This window comes from Enterobacter sp. V89_11, from assembly GCF_029967775.1.
In the GTDB taxonomy this organism is placed as follows: Bacteria; Pseudomonadota; Gammaproteobacteria; order Enterobacterales; family Enterobacteriaceae; genus Enterobacter; species Enterobacter ludwigii.
In genome coordinates this window covers 60,642-78,656 of sequence record NZ_JASCAN010000008.1, presented here as the reverse complement: position 1 = coordinate 78,656, position 18,015 = coordinate 60,642, and the positions used below count along the sequence as shown (strand labels likewise).

The 18,015-nt window shown below is 56.4% G+C and carries 15 protein-coding genes; 12 read left to right on the top strand and 3 right to left on the bottom strand.

Features of this window, described 5'->3' with window-relative positions:
* Positions 1–64: 64 nt before the first annotated feature.
* The 3 genes from lsrR to QLG09_RS08320 all read left to right on the top strand — a co-directional run bounded on the left by lsrR (position 65) and on the right by QLG09_RS08320 (position 4,832).
* Positions 65–1,036 (top strand): transcriptional regulator LsrR, encoded by a 972-nt coding sequence (gene lsrR, locus QLG09_RS08330; RefSeq protein ID WP_020883581.1) that lies wholly within the window; start codon positions 65–67, stop codon positions 1,034–1,036.
* Between the two features lie 33 nt (positions 1,037–1,069).
* Complete coding sequence (gene lsrK / locus QLG09_RS08325) at positions 1,070–2,650, top strand: autoinducer-2 kinase (RefSeq protein WP_049023337.1); 1,581 nt, start codon at positions 1,070–1,072, stop codon at positions 2,648–2,650.
* A gap of 160 nt (positions 2,651–2,810) precedes the next feature.
* Positions 2,811–4,832 carry an NADPH-dependent 2,4-dienoyl-CoA reductase gene (locus QLG09_RS08320; protein WP_282488824.1) on the top strand — a complete coding sequence of 674 codons (2,022 nt, stop codon included), beginning with the start codon at positions 2,811–2,813 and terminating at the stop codon, positions 4,830–4,832.
* A 61-nt stretch (positions 4,833–4,893) separates the two neighbouring features.
* On the opposite strand, the gene rlmG is transcribed toward QLG09_RS08320, so the two are convergent.
* Positions 4,894–6,030 (bottom strand): 23S rRNA (guanine(1835)-N(2))-methyltransferase RlmG, encoded by a 1,137-nt coding sequence (gene rlmG, locus QLG09_RS08315; RefSeq protein WP_014171718.1) that lies wholly within the window; start codon positions 6,028–6,030, stop codon positions 4,894–4,896.
* An 85-nt stretch (positions 6,031–6,115) separates the two neighbouring features.
* Between rlmG and QLG09_RS08310 the strand changes: the two genes are divergently transcribed.
* The 4 genes from QLG09_RS08310 to sstT all read left to right on the top strand — a co-directional run bounded on the left by QLG09_RS08310 (position 6,116) and on the right by sstT (position 10,397).
* On the top strand, positions 6,116–6,619 hold the full coding sequence (locus QLG09_RS08310) for a M48 family metallopeptidase (RefSeq protein ID WP_025202954.1): 504 nt from the start codon (positions 6,116–6,118) through the stop codon (positions 6,617–6,619).
* A 70-nt stretch (positions 6,620–6,689) separates the two neighbouring features.
* Positions 6,690–7,688: a Gfo/Idh/MocA family oxidoreductase gene (locus tag QLG09_RS08305; protein ID WP_049023339.1), complete on the top strand. Its 999-nt coding sequence runs from the start codon at positions 6,690–6,692 to the stop codon at positions 7,686–7,688.
* 263 nt (positions 7,689–7,951) lie between these two features.
* The gene (locus QLG09_RS08300; RefSeq protein ID WP_025202952.1) at positions 7,952–8,920 is read left to right on the top strand and encodes a TerC family protein; all 969 of its coding nucleotides are present in this window, start codon (positions 7,952–7,954) and stop codon (positions 8,918–8,920) included.
* Positions 8,921–9,155: 235 nt separating this feature from the next.
* Positions 9,156–10,397 (top strand): serine/threonine transporter SstT, encoded by a 1,242-nt coding sequence (gene sstT / locus QLG09_RS08295; protein ID WP_014171722.1) that lies wholly within the window; start codon positions 9,156–9,158, stop codon positions 10,395–10,397.
* Between the two features lie 101 nt (positions 10,398–10,498).
* Here sstT and QLG09_RS08290 read toward each other — a convergent pair whose 3' ends face one another.
* Together QLG09_RS08290 and uxaC are read right to left on the bottom strand one after the other, a co-directional pair.
* Entirely contained in the window at positions 10,499–11,986 is a 1,488-nt protein-coding gene (locus QLG09_RS08290; RefSeq protein WP_014171723.1) for an altronate dehydratase family protein, read from the bottom strand.
* A gap of 17 nt (positions 11,987–12,003) precedes the next feature.
* Positions 12,004–13,416 carry a glucuronate isomerase gene (gene uxaC, locus QLG09_RS08285; RefSeq protein ID WP_040018780.1) on the bottom strand — a complete coding sequence of 471 codons (1,413 nt, stop codon included), beginning with the start codon at positions 13,414–13,416 and terminating at the stop codon, positions 12,004–12,006.
* A 473-nt stretch (positions 13,417–13,889) separates the two neighbouring features.
* On the opposite strand from uxaC, the gene QLG09_RS08280 reads away from it, so the two are divergent.
* The 5 genes from QLG09_RS08280 (at position 13,890) to QLG09_RS08260 (ending at position 17,987) form a co-directional block, all read left to right on the top strand.
* Positions 13,890–15,188 (top strand): MFS transporter, encoded by a 1,299-nt coding sequence (locus tag QLG09_RS08280; RefSeq protein WP_138278318.1) that lies wholly within the window; start codon positions 13,890–13,892, stop codon positions 15,186–15,188.
* A gap of 117 nt (positions 15,189–15,305) precedes the next feature.
* Positions 15,306–16,082: a transcriptional regulator ExuR gene (gene exuR / locus QLG09_RS08275; protein ID WP_014171726.1), complete on the top strand. Its 777-nt coding sequence runs from the start codon at positions 15,306–15,308 to the stop codon at positions 16,080–16,082.
* A 344-nt stretch (positions 16,083–16,426) separates the two neighbouring features.
* Positions 16,427–17,089, top strand: a complete 663-nt coding sequence (gene yqjA / locus QLG09_RS08270) for a DedA family general envelope maintenance protein YqjA (protein WP_014171727.1) — start codon at positions 16,427–16,429, stop codon at positions 17,087–17,089.
* A 2-nt stretch (positions 17,090–17,091) separates the two neighbouring features.
* Positions 17,092–17,475 (top strand): EnvZ/OmpR regulon moderator MzrA, encoded by a 384-nt coding sequence (gene mzrA / locus QLG09_RS08265; RefSeq protein WP_020883575.1) that lies wholly within the window; start codon positions 17,092–17,094, stop codon positions 17,473–17,475.
* 143 nt (positions 17,476–17,618) lie between these two features.
* Positions 17,619–17,987: a DUF1090 domain-containing protein gene (locus QLG09_RS08260; protein WP_014171729.1), complete on the top strand. Its 369-nt coding sequence runs from the start codon at positions 17,619–17,621 to the stop codon at positions 17,985–17,987.
* Positions 17,988–18,015 lie beyond the last annotated feature (28 nt).

Below are 18,015 nucleotides of genomic sequence, written 5' to 3'. Positions count from 1 at the left end.
TGGTTCACACTTTCTTTCTGCGCGATCACGAACATATGATCTAAATTTTTATAAGAGTTCAATTATGAGCGATAAACGCACTGCGGAAGAAGGTCGTTTTGCCGGGCTGGCACTGGCGGAAGAAGAGCTGGTTGCCCGCGTCGCCTGGTGCTACTACCACGACGGATTAACCCAGAATGACATCGGCGAGCGGCTCGGACTGCCGCGCCTGAAGATCTCGCGTCTGCTGGAGAAAGGACGCCAGTCCGGGGTGATCCGCGTGCAGATCAACTCCCGTTATGAGGGGTGTCTGGCGCTGGAAACCGAGCTGCAGCAACGCTTCGGGCTCAAGCTGGTTCGCGTGTTGCCGGCCCTGAATACCCCGCCCATGAATGTCCGGCTGGGCATTGGTGCGGCACAATCGCTGATGGGCGTGCTGGAGCCCGGCCAGCTGCTGGCGGTGGGATTTGGTGAAACCACCATGAGCAGCCTGCAGCACTTAAGCGGTTTTATCAGCTCGCAGCAGATCCGCCTGGTGACGCTCTCCGGCGGTGTTGGGCCGTATATGACGGGCATCGGTCAGCTTGATGCCGCCTGCAGCGTCAGCATGATCCCCGCCCCGCTTCGCGTTTCCTCCGCCGAAGTGGCCGGGATCCTAAAACGCGAATCCAGCGTGCGGGACGTGATCCTCGCCGCCGCCGCGGCCGATGTGGCGGTGGTAGGCATTGGTTCGGTGAACCAGCGCCGGGACGCCACCATATTGCGCTCCGGCTATATCAGCGAAGGTGAACAGCTGATGTACGCCCGTAAAGGGGCGGTGGGCGATATCCTCGGCTATTTCCTGAACGCCGAAGGGGAATGCGTGCACGAGCTGGAGATCCACCGGGAATTACTGGGCGTCACGCTCGATGAACTGGCGCAGTTGCCCACCATCGTTGGCGTGGCCGGAGGTGAAGAGAAAGCCGATGCGATTTATGCCGCACTCAAAGGCCGCCGTATTAATGGCCTGGTGACGGAGGAGACGACAGCCCGCGCGGTGCTGGCTCTGGCGAGCTAAGAGCCTGTCCTGCGCCTGACACGAGGCATGCTCATGAGTTACCTTTTAGCGTTAGATGCAGGGACAGGCAGCGTTCGCGCCGTAATTTTCGATTTGCAGGGCAACCAGGTTGCCGTTGGCCAGGCCGAGTGGAAACACCTGAGCGTGGAGAATGTGCCGGGCTCGATGGAGTTTGATCTCGACATTAACTGGCGACTCACCTGCCAGTGTATTCATCAGGCGCTGGAGCGCGCCCGCCTGAGCGCAGCGGATATCCAGTCCGTGGCCTGCTGCTCAATGCGCGAGGGGATCGTGCTGTATGACCGCAATGGCCACGCCATCTGGGCGTGCGCCAACGTCGATGCCCGCGCCAGCCGCGAGGTAGCCGAACTCAAAGAGATCCACGACTACCGTTTTGAATCCGAAGTGTATGACGTCTCTGGCCAAACCCTGGCCCTGAGCGCCATGCCGCGCCTGCTGTGGCTGGCGCACCATCGTCCGGACATCTACCGCAAAGCCGCCACGATCACCATGATAAGCGACTGGCTGGCGGCAAAACTGTCCGGCGAGCTGGCCGTTGATCCGTCCAATGCCGGGACTACCGGTATGCTGGATCTCTTCTCCCGCGACTGGCGTCCGGCGCTGCTCGACATGGCCGGGCTGCGTGCCGATATCCTCTCTCCGGTGAAGGAGACCGGTACCGTGCTCGGTACGATCACCAAAGATGCCGCACAGCAGAGCGGCCTGCGCGAAGGCACGCCGGTGGTGATGGGCGGTGGCGACGTGCAGCTTGGCTGTCTTGGGTTAGGCGTCGTGCGGGCCGGGCAAACGGCCGTGCTGGGCGGTACCTTCTGGCAGCAGGTGGTCAACCTGCCGCAGGTACGCACCGACCCGGAGATGAACATCCGCGTGAATCCGCATGTGATCCCCGGCATGGCGCAGGCGGAGTCGATCAGCTTCTTTACCGGCCTGACCATGCGCTGGTTCCGTGACGCCTTCTGCGCGGAAGAGAAACTCATCGCGGAGCGGATGGGAATGGACACTTACTCCCTGCTTGAGGAGATGGCCAGCCGCGTGCCCGCCGGTTCACACGGTGTTATGCCGATCTTCTCAGATGCTATGCACTTCAAGCAGTGGTATCACGCCGCGCCGTCGTTTATTAACCTCTCCATCGACCCGGAAAAATGCAACAAAGCCACGCTGTTCCGTGCGCTGGAAGAGAACGCGGCGATTGTCTCGGCGTGTAATCTGACGCAGATCTCACGGTTCTCAGGGGTAACGTTCGACGGTCTGGTGTTTGCAGGCGGTGGCTCGAAAGGCGCGTTGTGGAGCCAGATTTTAAGCGACGTGACCGGTCTGCCGGTGCGCGTCCCGCAAGTGAAAGAGGCGACAGCGCTGGGCTGCGCGATTGCTGCCGGAACAGGAGCCGGGCTGTTTTCGGATATGGCGGCGACAGGCGAACGGCTGGTGAAATGGAGCCGCGAGTTCACGCCAAACCCGGCGCACCGGGAGTTGTACGACGGTATGATGCAGAAGTGGCAGGCCGTTTATGCCGACCAGCTTGGGCTGGTGGACAGCGGACTGACGACATCGATGTGGCAGGCACCGGGTTTAGTGCGTGCCCCCTCTCCCTGAGAGCTATAACGCCCCCTCTCCCTCAGGGAGAGGGGGTCAGGCCACACCAATATTTGAATCCCATCACAATCGCCGCATTCCCCTTTTCCCTTTTACTCATCGCTGGCTAAATTAGTAACTCATCCGACCACATAACAATAATTTTACACTGGAAGAGACTATGAGCCACTACCCGTCGTTATTTACCCCCCTCGATCTGGGGTTCACCACCCTTAAAAACCGCGTGCTGATGGGCTCAATGCATACCGGGCTTGAAGAACATCCGGACGGGGCCGAACGTCTGGCGGCCTTCTATGCCGAGCGTGCACGTCACGGGGTGGCGCTGATTGTTACCGGCGGGGTGGCTCCTGCGCCTTCTGGCGTGGGGATGGAAGGCGGTGCGGTGCTGAACGACGCCAGCCAGCTGCCGCATCATCGCGTGGTCACTGACGCCGTTCACCGGGAGGGGGGGAAAATTGCCCTGCAGATCCTGCACACCGGGCGTTACAGCTATCAACCGAATCTGGTCGCACCGTCGGCCATTCAGGCCCCGATTAACCGCTTTACGCCCCATGCCCTCAGCCACGATGAGATCCTGACGCTGATTGACGACTTCGCCCGCTGTGCAGCGCTGGCGCGTGAAGCGGGCTATGACGGTGTTGAGGTGATGGGCTCGGAAGGCTACCTGATCAACGAATTCCTCGCGGCCCGCACAAACCAGCGCGACGATGAGTGGGGTGGCGATTACGCGCGCCGCATGCGCTTTGCAGTGGAAGTGGTGCGCGCCGTGCGTGAACGTGCCGGGGCGGATTTTATTATTATCTACCGCCTGTCGATGCTCGACCTGGTGGAAGGCGGCGGGACGTTCGACGAAACCGTGCAGCTGGCGCAGGCGATTGAAGCCGCCGGCGCGACCATCATCAATACCGGCATCGGCTGGCACGAGGCGCGTATTCCGACTATCGCCACGCCGGTGCCACGCGCGGCGTTCAGCTGGGTCACGCGCAAGCTGAAAGGGAAAGTGTCTGTCCCGCTGGTGACCACTAACCGCATTAACGACCCGCAGGTGGCGGAAAATGTGATCGCCGCCGGTGATGCCGACATGGTCTCCATGGCGCGTCCGTTCCTTGCAGATGCCGAGCTGCTTTCCAAAGCGCAGAGCGGGCGTGCAGATGAGATTAACACCTGCATCGGCTGTAATCAGGCCTGTCTGGATCAGATTTTTGTTGGCAAGGTCACTTCGTGTCTGGTCAACCCCCGCGCCTGCCACGAAACCAAAATGCCGATTTTCCCGGCGGTGCATAAAAAACGCCTGGCCGTGGTCGGTGCCGGCCCGGCGGGTCTGGCGTTTGCGGTGAATGCCGCCTCGCGCGGCCACAGCGTGACGTTATTCGATGCCGCCGCTGAGATTGGCGGGCAGTTCAATATCGCCAAACAGATCCCGGGCAAAGAAGAATTTTACGAAACCCTGCGCTATTACCGCCGAATGATCGACCTGACGGGCGTGGATCTTCGCCTCAACCAGTTTGTAAATCCGGCGGATGTAATGGAGTACGATGAGGTGATCCTGGCGAGCGGGATCGCACCACGCAGGCCTGCGATCGAGGGCATCAATCATCCGAAAGTCCTGAGCTATCTGGACGTTTTGCGTGACAAAGCGCCGGTGGGGGCAAAAGTGGCGATCATCGGCTGCGGCGGGATCGGGTTCGATACCGCGATGTACTTAAGTCAGCCCGGCGAACCCACCAGCCAGAACATTGCCGACTTCTGCGTGGAATGGGGTATCGACACCAGCCTTAACCAGTCCGGCGGCTTGCGACCGGAAGGACCACAGCTGCCGAAAAGCCCGCGTCAGATCGTCATGCTGCAGCGTAAAGCCAGCAAACCCGGTGAAGGCCTGGGCAAAACCACGGGCTGGATCCATCGCGCAACCCTGCTCTCTCGCGGGGTGAAGATGATACCGTCGGTGAGCTATCAGAAGATCGATGATGCGGGGCTGCACGTGCTGATCGGCGGTGAGCCGCAGCTGCTGCAGGTGGATCATGTGATTTTGTGTGCGGGTCAGGAGCCGAAGCGCGATCTGGTGGATCCGCTGCGTGAGGCGGGAAAAACGGTGCACCTGATCGGCGGATGCGACGTGGCGATGGAGCTGGATGCGCGACGCGCCATTGCGCAGGGCACAACGCTGGCATTGAGTCTCTGAGTGACGCAACGCTCACCGGGCCTGCACGCGAGGCAGGCCGGTGTAAACTCAGCGCCCCGCGTTAGCGGCGGCGACCCAGCTTGACGGATTTCAGCACCACGAACTTGTTGTTGGTGGCAACCGTGGTGCAGTTACCGAAGATCTTCTTCAGCTTGTGGAAGTAGTCCAGGTGACGGTTCGCCACGATATACAGCTCGCCGTTAATTTTCAGGCAGCGGCGTGCGTGGTGGAACATCTCCCAGGCGACGTTATCCGTCAGGGCGTGTTTCTGGTGGAACGGGGGATTACAGAACACGGCATTGAAGCGGAACGGCTCAACGCCCGACAGCGCGTTGTTAATCATAAACTCGCAGCGATCCAGCGCGTCCGGCATGTTGGTTTCAACGTTCAGACGACTGGAGGCCACCGCCATCGGCGACTCATCACTAAATACTACGCTCGCGTCAGGGTTCTTCGCCAGCAGCGTCAGGCCAATCACACCGTTACCACAGCCCAGATCGACGATTTCGCCTTCCAGGTTATCCGGCAGATTTTCAATAAAGAAACGCGCCCCGATATCAAGGCCGGTGCGGGAGAAGACATTTGCGTGGTTATGGATTGTCCAGTCAGTGCCTTCCAGCGTCCAGCTCAGGGTTTCTGGCGCGTCGGCCAGTTCCGGGGCACTGAAAGTACAGTTAATGAGACGCGCTTTTTTCCAGGCCAGCGTCGTGGTGGTTGGGCCGAGCACTTTCTCGAACAGTTCCAGCGTTGAGGTATGGATATCACGCGCCTTGGCCCCCGCGATAATACGCGTTTGTGGGGTTACGACGTTGCGCAGTGCGCGCAATTGTTGTTCCAGCAGCGCCATTGTTTTCGGCACTTTGATCAGCACCACGCCCGGCGCCTGCGGGTAGTCCGCGGTGCTGTCGAGGAACTTAACGCTGGATTCGTCGATGTCGTTGTGACGCAGGTTTTCCCGCGTCGCCAGCTCGCTCAAGTAGGAATCACCGATGCTGTAAGGCGTGTGTTCTGCCAGAGCACAGCCCAGCGCGCCAAACGCGTCATTCAGGATCAAAACCGGGCCGCTGATTTCAGTGTCATCCAACTGTTGCAGCAGATATTCATCCGCCGCTTCCCACGCCTGAAGCGGGTTAACGTCGTCCGTTTCCGGGAAACGTTTAAGGTTGAGTGAACGGAAACCGTTGTCTAAGTGGCTCATCGGCCCTCCTGAGTGGTAAAATTTCGGCGTTATCCCTGAAAAGGGTGCGTGAGTATACCCGTTTTATTGTCAAATTGGGGCGTTGATGAACCAACTAACTTATCTCCAGGGCTACCCGGAGAACTTACTTTCTCAGGTTCGCAGCTTAATTGCCGAGCAAAAGCTGGGCGCGGTGCTGGAAAAACGCTATCCGGGTACGCATGACTTCGCGACCGATAAGGCGCTCTGGCAGTATACCCAGGATCTGAAAAACACCTATCTGAAGAGCGCGCCCCCCATCAATAAGGTGATGTACGACAACAAGATCCATGTGCTGAAAAACGCGCTCGGCCTGCACACTGCCGTTTCCCGTGTTCAGGGCGGCAAGCTCAAAGCGAAAGCGGAGATCCGCGTTGCCACCGTGTTTCGTCACGCGCCGGAAGCGTTCTTGCGGATGATCGTGGTGCATGAGCTGGCACACCTGAAGGAAAAAGAGCACGACAAGGCCTTCTACTCCCTGTGCTGCCATATGGAGCCGCAGTACCACCAGCTGGAGTTCGATACCCGTTTATGGCTTACGCATTTATCGTTAAAGAGTAATGCGCAGTAGCGCACTGGTTTTGCAATAATCACGTGCTACAGTGGCTAAAGGTTCCCTGCTACGGAGTACGTAAACGTTTATGATACGTTTCGCAGTTATTGGCACGAACTGGATCACCCGCCAGTTCGTCGACGCCGCCCATGAAACCGGCAAATTTAAGCTCACCGCAGTCTATTCCCGCAGCCTGGAGCAGGCGCAGAGTTTCGCGAACGACTATCTGGTTGAACATCTGTTCACGTCGCTCGATGAGATGGCGCAAAGTGACGCCATTGACGCGGTCTACATCGCCAGCCCAAACTCCCTGCACTTTCCGCAAACGTCGCTGTTTCTCAGCCATAAAAAACATGTGATTTGCGAGAAGCCGCTGGCCTCGAACATTCAGGAAGTGGAAGCCGCGATTCAGCTTGCCCGCGACAATCAGGTGGTACTGTTCGAAGCGTTCAAAACCGCCAGCCTGCCAAACTTCCTGCTGTTACAGCAGTCTCTGCCGAAGATTGGCAAAGTGCGTAAAGCGTTTATTAATTACTGCCAGTACTCGTCGCGCTATCAGCGTTATCTGGACGGTGAAAACCCGAACACCTTTAACCCGGCCTTCTCTAATGGCTCGATTATGGACATCGGTTTTTACTGTCTGGCCTCTGCCGTGGCGCTGTGGGGCGAGCCGCACGGCGTCACCGCCACGGCCAGCCTGCTGGAAAGCGGTGTGGATGCGCACGGCATCGTGGTGCTGGATTACGGTGATTTCAGCGTTACGCTGCAGCACTCCAAGGTGAGCGATTCCGTTCTGCCCAGCGAAATTCAGGGCGAAGCGGGCTCACTGGTTATCGAGAAGATTTCCGAGTGTCAGAAGCTGAGCATTGTCCCACGCGGCGGCAAAGCGCAGGAGCTGACGCAGCCTCAGCATATTAACACTATGCTCTATGAGGCAGAGGTCTTCGCCCGTCTGGTGGAAGACAACGAAGTGAATCACCCTGGGCTGGCGGTCAGCCGCACCACGGCGAAACTGCAAACCGAGATCCGCCGTCAAACCGGCGTGGTCTTCCCTGCAGATGGCGTGGGTGCAGAAGCTGTCGCGTAAAGCTGTGTAATGAAACGGTGCAGACCATTGACGAAATCACTGGTCTGACATATTTTGTTACCTGCAAAGGGGAGTAACTTCCTTGCCGGTGGATCGTCATTACGATGCGTGCAAAACCGCATCCGGTCGCCGGGCAATCAAAAAGCCCGTCTTTTTGGTTGTAAGTGAGACCTTGCCGGAAGGCGAGGTCTATGCATAAAAAGCTAACGGCTATCGTCTTCTGACCATGGCCGTTTTTGTTTTTTATGTGTAAGGAAAATAGTATGCATTCTGTCGGCACTCCCATGTTGTGGGGCGGATTCGCGGTTGTCGTGCTCATCATGCTGGCGATCGACCTCTTTTTGCAGGGGCGTCGCGGCGCACATGGCATGACGATGAAACAGGCTGCGGCCTGGTCACTGGTGTGGGTCACCCTCTCCCTGCTCTTCTGTGCTGCCTTCTGGTGGTACCTGGCCTCAACGGAAGGCCGCGCGGTTGCCGATCCTCAGGCGCTCGCGTTCCTCACCGGCTATCTGATTGAAAAAGCCCTGGCGGTCGATAACGTCTTCGTCTGGCTGATGCTGTTCAGCTACTTTGCCGTGCCTGCGGCCCTGCAGCGTCGCGTGCTGGTGTACGGCGTGCTGGGTGCGATTATCCTGCGTACGATTATGATCTTCGCCGGAAGCTGGCTGATTACGCAGTTCGAATGGCTGCTGTATGTCTTCGGCGCATTCCTGCTGTTCACCGGGATCAAAATGGCGCTGGCAAAAGAAGATGGCTCCGCCATTGGAGACCGTCCGCTGGTGAAGTGGATCCGTGGTCATCTGCGCATGACCGACAAGATCGAGAGCGAGCACTTCTTCGTGCGTAAGAACGGCCTGCTTTTTGCCACGCCGCTGCTGCTGGTGCTGATTCTGGTTGAGCTGAGCGATGTGATTTTCGCGGTAGACAGCATTCCGGCTATCTTCGCGGTCACCACTGACCCGTTCATTGTGCTGACATCTAACCTGTTCGCCATCCTCGGTCTGCGTGCCATGTACTTCCTGCTGGCAGGCGCGGCTGAGCGCTTCTCAATGCTGAAATATGGTCTGTCGGTGATCCTGGTGTTTATCGGTATCAAGATGCTGATTGTCGATTTCTACCACATCCCTATCGCTATCTCGCTCGGTGTGGTGTTTGGCATTCTGATCGTGACGTTGCTTATCAATACCTGGGTTAATCGTCAGCACGATAAGAAGCAACAGGTGGAGTAATTACGGTCCTTCCTGCTGCCTTTACGCTGGCCCTCTTCCCCCCAGGGAGAGGGCCAGCACACTTTTGTAAATGAATAGTTAAAAACTATGACGCAACACGTAAAATGCAGCATTTTACGCTTCCCTCCGCATCCGGTTTCCCTATACTCAACCAGGCAAACATTTTCTTACATCCGGACATAAATGTGACTTAGAGCACATAAAGGATGGAACGCAATTTCACTTAGGAATTTTTATGAGCACACAATCAACTGGTCTCTTTGCGCGCCTGGCGCAAGGCAGTCTCGTTAAACAAATTCTGGTAGGGCTGGTACTGGGGATTCTGCTGGCAATGGTGTCAAAACCGGCTGCGGAAGCGACGGGGCTGCTTGGCACCATTTTCGTTGGCGCACTGAAAGCCGTGGCACCGGTGCTGGTGCTGATGCTGGTCATGGCGTCAATTGCCAATCATCAACACGGACAAAAAACCAACATTCGCCCTATCTTGTTCCTGTATCTGCTGGGCACCTTCTCTGCAGCCTTAACAGCCGTCGTTTTCAGCTTCCTGTTCCCGTCCTCGCTGCACCTGACCAGCGCTGCGGGTGATATCACCCCGCCATCCGGTATTGTGGAAGTGCTGCGCGGCCTGCTGATGAGCATGGTCTCTAACCCGATTACGGCACTGATGAACGCTAACTACATCGGCATCCTGGTCTGGGCGATCGGTCTTGGTTTTGCCCTGCGTCACGGCAACGAAACAACGAAAAACCTGGTCAACGACGTGTCGAACGCCGTGACCTTTATGGTCAAAATTGTGATTCGCTTTGCGCCAATCGGCATCTTCGGTCTGGTCTCTTCCACACTGGCGACCACCGGCTTTGGCGCACTGCTGGGCTATGCGCAGTTGCTGGTGGTACTGATTGGTTGCATGCTGCTGGTTGCGCTGGTGATTAACCCGCTGCTGGTGTTCTGGCAGATCCGCCGTAACCCGTATCCGCTGGTGTTAACCTGCCTGCGCGAGAGCGGTGTGTATGCATTCTTCACCCGCAGCTCTGCGGCAAACATTCCGGTTAACATGGCGCTGGCGGAGAAGCTGAATCTGGATCGCGACACCTACTCGGTTTCCATCCCGCTGGGTGCGACCGTGAATATGGCGGGTGCGGCAATTACCATTACCGTGCTGACGCTGGCGGCTGTGCATACGCTGGGCATTCCGGTCGATCTGCCCACGGCGCTGTTGTTGAGCGTGGTGGCGTCGCTGTGTGCGTGTGGTGCATCGGGTGTGGCGGGTGGTTCGCTGCTGCTGATCCCACTGGCGTGCAATATGTTCGGTATCCCGAATGAGATTGCCATGCAGGTAGTGGCCGTCGGCTTTATCATCGGTGTATTGCAGGACTCCTGCGAAACCGCGCTGAACTCCTCAACGGACGTGCTGTTCACCGCAGCGGCATGCCAGGCGGAAGACGCGCGTTTAGCGAAGAACGCGTTACGCGGGTAAACAAAAGCCCGGTGACAAACGTAAAGCAAAACGGCAACCGAAGGTTGCCGTTTTAGTGTTTGACCCTCTCCACAGGGTTGAGGGCATCACCCGCACCACACTTACAGCGTCACGCCACTCTTGAAGATCGCCAGTTCGCGGAAGTCATTCTTCTCGTTACAGGTCTGTCTGCCGTTGGCAAACTCTACAATGGTATCCACGAATTCCGTCAGTAACTGCGGCATCCCTTTGCCGTGGATTAACTGGCCTGCATCAAAGTCGATCCAGTGTTTTTTCTTCGCTGCCAGCTCGCTGTTGGTCGCGATTTTGACCGTCGGCACAAAGCCACCGTACGGTGTCCCGCGCCCGGTGCTGAACAGCACCATGTGGCAGCCGGCGCCGGCCAGCGCGCTGGTCGCAACCGCATCGTTACCCGGTGCGCTGAGCAAATTCAGACCGTGCGTTTTCAGACGTTCACCGTAGCGCAGGACATCAACCACCGGGCTGGCACCCGCTTTTTGCGTGCAACCGAGAGACTTCTCTTCAAGCGTGGTGATCCCGCCCGCTTTGTTACCCGGAGACGGGTTTTCATAAATCGGCTGGTTGTGGGCGATAAAGTACTGTTTGAAGTCGTTCACCATGGTGACGGTCTTCTCAAACGTCTCTTCGTCGCGACAGTGGCTCATCAGAATACGTTCAGCGCCGAACATTTCCGGCACTTCTGTCAGCACCGTCGTACCGCCGTTGGCGATCACATAATCTGAGAAGCGGCCCAGCATCGGGTTCGCGGTGATCCCGGACAGGCCATCAGACCCGCCGCACTCCAGGCCGAACTTCAGCTCACTCAGCTTGCCCGGCTCACGCCTGTCGTGACGCATCACCTCATACAGCTGGTGAAGGTGCTCAATGCCCGCTTCCACTTCATCATCCTGGTGCTGACACACCATAAAGTGCACGCGCTCGGGGTCAAACTCACCCAGCGTGTCGCGAAACGCATCCACCTGATTGTTCTCGCAGCCCAGACCAATCACCAGCACCGCGCCCGCGTTCGGGTGGCGGACCATGTTTTGCAGCATGGTGCGGGTGTTGATGTGGTCGTCGCCAAGCTGAGAACAGCCGTAGGTGTGGCTGAACAGGTGCACACCGTCCGTACCTTCGGCGTCGTGGGTCTCTTTCAGGAAACGTGTCTGGATTTGACGCGCGATCCCATTCACGCAGCCGACGGTGGGAAGGATCCACAGCTCGTTGCGGATCCCCACCTCACCGTTCGCCCGGCGGTAGATCTGTACCTCGCGATCCGCCGCCTGCGCTTCTTCTGCCGCTAAATCAGGTTGATAGCTGTACTCGTCCAGATCGCTCAGATTGGTGCGGGTGTTGTGGGAATGAATATGCTCACCCGGCGCAATATCCGCCAGCGCATGACCAATCGGGAGACCGTATTTAACAACGTTGTCTCCTTGGGCGATCGGCTTCACGGCAAACTTATGCCCGCGAGTCACCGCCTGACGCAGGGTTACCGTCTGGTTATCAACGGTGACAACTTCACCTTCGGCCAGATCCGCCAGCGCGACGGCAACGTTATCCAGCGAATGGATTTTGATGTATTGCATATCAACCTCAAACGGCCTTAGTTCAGTTCAATGGCGAAGTAGTCGCGCGCATTGTTAAAGCAGATGTTTCTCACCATTTCGCCCAGCAGCTGAATATCGGCAGGGGCCTCACCCGCGGTCACCCAGCGGCCAATCATCTGGCACAGAATGCGGCGGAAATATTCGTGGCGCGTGTAAGAAAGGAAGCTACGGCTGTCGGTCAACATGCCCACAAAGCGGCTTAACAGACCCAGCTGTGCCAGCTGCGTCATTTGACGCTCCATCCCGTCTTTCTGGTCATTGAACCACCAGCCGGAACCGAACTGCATCTTGCCTGGCATACCTTCACCCTGGAAGTTACCGATCATGGTACCCAGCACTTCGTTATCGCGCGGGTTCAGGCAGTAGAGGATGGTTTTTGGCAGCAGATTTTGCTCGTTCTGTTTGCTCAGCAGCTTAGAAAGTTCTTCCGCAAGCGGGCGATCGTTGATGGAGTCGAAGCCCACGTCCGCGCCCAGCAGTTTAAACTGACGCTGGTTGTTATTGCGCAGGGCACCAATGTGGTATTGCTGCACCCAACCGCGACGAGCATATTCCGCACCGAGGAAGACCAGCACCGCCGTTTTGAACTGTGCCACTTCGTGCTCGCTCAGGGATTCACCGGACAGGCGACGTGCCAGAATGCTATCAAGCTCGGCTTCATTCGATTCCGCAAACATCACCACATCCAGCGCGTGGTCAGAGACTTTACAGCCGTGTGCCGCGAAGTGGTCCAGACGTTTGGTCAGCGCGCTCTGCAGGTCTGCAAAACGACGAATGTCGGTGTCAGACACTTCCGCCAGCTTCGCCATGTAATCATTGAATGTCGCCTGTTCGATATTAAAGGCTTTATCCGGACGCCAGCTTGGCAGCACTTTAATATCAAACGAGGTATCGCGGGCGACCACCGCGTGATGTTCCAGGGAGTCAATCGGATCGTCAGTGGTCCCCACCATCTTCACGTTCATCTGCTTCATGATACCGCGGGCGGAGAAGGTATCCTGCGCCAGTAATTCATTGCACCGATCCCAGATTTCATCGGCGGTAGCCGGGGAGAGCAGCTTTCCGGTGATGCCGAACGGACGGCGCAGCTCAAGGTGCGTCCAGTGATATAACGGGTTGCCGATGGTGTGCGGAACGGTCGCCGCCCAGGCGTCAAACTTCTCGCGGTCGCTTGCATCACCGGTACACAGGCGCTCCGCCACGCCGTTGGTGCGCATCGCACGCCATTTGTAGTGGTCACCTTTCAGCCAGATGTCATACAGGTTTTTGAAACGGTAATTTTCGGCAACCTGCTGCGGCGGTAAATGGCAGTGGTAGTCGAAAATTGGCTGGTCTTTGGCGTAGTCGTGGTACAGGCGGCGAGCAAATTCGGTATCTAACAGAAAATCTTCGGTCATAAACGGTGTCATTATCGTCTTCCTCGTAACGAGAGCGTCAGAAAGCTTATGCTCAGATGCTGCAAAGTTATCACACCAATTTCCAGAGACAGAACATTTTTTCGTGAGTTAGATCAATAAACGCAGACAAATTAATTACCTCAAATGAGGTAAACCCTTCGCCAGGCCGCGCCAGAACTGGCTTTATCCGTAACACATAATGTCCCTACAAATAATCATGCATTTGTGATGTCACTCACCTTTTAAAGTTGTATGACAAGTTATCTTTTCGCCGTCGCAAACACTAAGCCGACGGAATGCATTCCCGGTGTGAAAACATCGGTTTTAACGGTACGGATACCGACTTATGCACGCTTACTTATGGCAAGGTTCGGGCCGTTCCGGGACATCTCCCGGTTAAGCCCCTCCCGTTACACAACCGCTCCCGGACACGGTCGAGAGGTTGCCGTGCAAGGCACGGAATTAACATAACGATGAGGTTTTAGATGCGTAAAATTAAAGGGTTACGTTGGTATATGATCGCACTGGTGACGTTAGGCACCGTGCTGGGCTACCTGACACGTAACACCGTGGCAGCCGCAGCCCCGACGTTGATGGAAGAGCTGCATATCTCCACTCAGCAATATTCCTACATCATTGCTGCTTATTCCGCGGCTTACACCATCATGCAGCCTGTCGCAGGCTATGTTCTGGATATTCTCGGGACCAAAATCGGCTACGCCTTCTTCGCCATCGCCTGGGCTATTTTCTGCGGCGCCACGGCGCTGGCGGGTAGCTGGGGTGGTCTGGCGCTGGCACGTGGTGCGGTAGGTGCGGCGGAAGCGGCAATGATCCCGGCCGGGCTGAAAGCCAGCTCTGAGTGGTTCCCGGCGAAAGAGCGTTCTATTGCCGTCGGCTATTTCAACGTCGGTTCTTCCATCGGTGCGATGATTGCACCACCGCTGGTGGTGTGGGCAATCGTGATGCACAGCTGGCAGATGGCGTTCATTATCTCTGGTGTACTGAGCTTTGCGTGGGCCATGGCGTGGCTGATTTTCTATAAACACCCGCGCGATCAGAAAAAACTGTCTGAAGACGAACGCGAATACATCATTGGGGGTCAGGAAGCTCAGCATCAGACCAACAACGGCAAAAAAATGACGGTCTGGCAGATTCTGGGTACCCGTCAGTTCTGGGGTATCGCCCTGCCGCGCTTCCTCGCCGAACCCGCCTGGGGGACCTTCAACGCCTGGATCCCGCTGTTCATGTTTAAGGTCTACGGCTTTAACCTGAAAGAGATTGCGATGTTCGCGTGGATGCCAATGCTGTTTGCCGATCTGGGCTGTATCGTTGGCGGTTACCTGCCTCCGCTATTCCAGCGCTGGTTTGGCGTGAACCTGATCGTTTCCCGTAAAATGGTCGTGACGATGGGCGCAGTGCTGATGATTGGCCCGGGCATGATCGGCCTCTTCACCAGCCCGTATGTGGCAATCGCCCTGCTGTGCATCGGTGGTTTTGCTCACCAGTCACTGTCCGGTGCGCTGATTACGCTCTCTTCTGACGTCTTCGGGCGTAACGAAGTGGCTACCGCTAACGGCCTGACCGGTATGGCTGCCTGGACGGCGAGCACCCTGTTTGCTCTGGTGGTCGGTGCACTGGCGGACACCATCGGCTTCAGCCCGCTGTTTGCCGTACTGGCTATCTTCGACCTGATGGGTGCAGTGGTTATCTGGACGGTGCTGAAAAGTAAGTCGGCAGAAGAGGTGCTAAAAGAGTCCCTGGGGGGACCGGCAACGCAAAGTTAGCGCCCCTCCTGATGTCACAGAAGCCGCCTCCGGGCGGCTTTTTTCATGGCAAAATCTGGAGACTGGCACGCAAAAGTGGTATAACAAATAATCCGCCGTACCCTGCCTGGAGCGCATATGGAAATCACCGAACCACGTCGTTTATATCAACAACTTGCTGCCGAGCTGAAAGATCGCATCGAGCAAGGTGTCTACCTTGTCGGTGATAAACTCCCCGCTGAGCGCTTTATCGCTGATGAAAAAAGCGTAAGCCGCACCGTGGTGCGTGAAGCGATTATCATGCTGGAAGTGGAAGGCTACGTTGAAGTTCGCAAAGGTTCCGGCATTCACGTGATTTCTAATCAGCCGAAACACTCCCCGGTCGCCGACGAAAGTCTCGAATTCGCCAGCTACGGTCCGTTTGAACTGCTCCAGGCGCGCCAGCTTATCGAAAGCAATATTGCGGAATTTGCAGCGACTCAGGTGACCAAGCAGGACATCATGAAGCTGATGGAAATCCAGGAAAACGCGCGCAAGGAAAAATGTTTCCGTGATTCAGAGTGGGACCTGCAGTTCCACGTTCAGGTCGCGCTGGCAACGCAAAACACGGCGCTGGCGGCAATCGTGGAAAAAATGTGGACTCAGCGCGTTCACAACCCGTACTGGAAAAAACTGCACGATCACATCGATTCCCGCACCGTGGATAACTGGTGCGACGATCACGATCAGATCCTTAAAGCGCTGATTCGCAAAGATCCCCATGCGGCAAAACTGGCGATGTGGCAGCACCTGGAAAACACCAAGCAGATGCTGTTCAATGAAACCAGCGATGACTTCGAATTTAACGCTGACCGCTATCTTTTTGCCGATAATCCTGTCGTTCATCTCGATACGGCAGCCAGTGCGGCAAAATAGTTGACCTTTTCGCTGGCAGGCGCTTCGCTGCGCCTTCTGGCAGAGGTGGGTAAGCAAAACATATATAGTGTCAGCCTTTGTAAATCCCCTCGCTCCCCTCCATGGCTTACGCCAAAATCATCACACCCCTGCAAATTCTGTGACGCAGAACCTTGGGCTTTGTTACAATTGGATTCAATTCGTTATTTTGTAAGTTAGTGCTTGCTAACCAGCCAATTAACAGGGAACAGTGTTGGCCACACCTCAATGTGTCCGCGAGCGACCATAATGAAATCACAACAATGTCGCCGTGCTGTTTGTCCCGGATAACAGGCGTGACGTTAACCGATTTCCAGGAACACTGAATGGAACTTTTGACCCAACTACTGCATGCCCTCTGGGCGCAGGATTTTGAAACGCTGGCCAACCCTTCCATGATTGGCATGCTCTACTTCGTCTTATTTATGATTCTGTTCCTTGAGAACGGTTTACTGCCTGCTGCCTTTTTACCGGGCGACAGCTTACTGGTGCTCGTCGGCGTGCTGTGTGCCAAAGGGGCAATGGCCTTTCCGCAAACCATTTTATTACTGACCATCGCCGCCAGCCTTGGCTGCTGGGTGAGCTATATCCAGGGACGATGGCTGGGCAATACGCGTCTGGTGCAGAACTGGCTCTCCCACCTTCCTGCGCATTATCACCAGCGGGCGCACCATCTTTTCCATAAGCACGGGCTTTCCGCGCTCCTGATCGGCCGCTTTATCGCCTTTGTACGCACCCTGCTGCCTACCATTGCGGGTCTTTCCGGATTAAGCAGCACCCGCTTCCAGTTCTTCAACTGGATGAGCGGCCTGCTGTGGGTTCTGATCCTGACCACGCTGGGCTATGCGCTGGGCAAAACGCCGGTCTTCATGAAATATGAAGATCAGCTCATGTCCTGCCTGATGCTGTTACCGGTGGTTCTGCTGGTCTTTGGTCTGGTCGGTTCGCTGGTGGTGCTGTGGAAGAAGAAATACGGGGCCAGAGGTTAACGATGGTTATCTCACCGCTTGCCGTGCGCCGTTTTGCCGTGGCCATGATTGCCCTGGGCTTGCTCAGCCTCATGTTCCTGGCCTGGACGACGCTTTCGCATCAGGAATCGACGCTGGCCATTCGCCCGGTGAGTCAGGGTGTCAGCGTGCCTGACGGTTTTTCGGTGTGGCATCATCTTGATGCCAACGGCATCCGCTTTAAGAGCATCACCCCGCAGGACGATGTTTTACTGATTAAGTTTGATTCCCGCGCGCAGAGTGCCGCCGCGAAAGTGGTGCTCGACCGTACGCTGCCGCACGGTTATATCATTGCCCAGCAGGAAGATGACAACCAGCCTGCAGCCTGGCTGTCACTGATTCGCGATTCGTCGCATAGATTTGGATAATTACCAGGATTCCGAATCTTTTCACTCACTTTGGTGAATCCCCCGTTTACTTACTATGCTTAAGTACGCGGAGCACCCCATGTATGTACTCCGCTTGACTCTGGATAGCGGCTCACGCCGCAACACAATGGAAGGTTTCGATAATGAAATTCCGCATTACTCTGGCTCTGGCCCTTTTTTCTTTAAGCACAGCGTCCTTCGCCAACTCTCTCTGTCAGGAGAAAGAACAGGATATTCAGCGTGAGATCAGTTATGCCGAAAAGCATAACAATCAGCATCGTGTTGAGGGTCTCAAAAAAGCGCTGAGCGAAGTGAAAGCGAACTGTTCTGACAGCAAGCTACGTGCCGATCACCAGAAAAAAATCGCTGAACAGAAGGACGAGATAGCCGAGCGCCGTCACGACCTGCAGGAAGCGAAAGAGAAAGGGGATGCGGAAAAAATTGCTAAGCGCGAGAAGAAGTTGAAAGAAGCGCAGGACGACCTGAAAGCGCTGGAAGCTCGCGATTATTGAGTTAACGGAAATCTCAACAGGAGAGAAT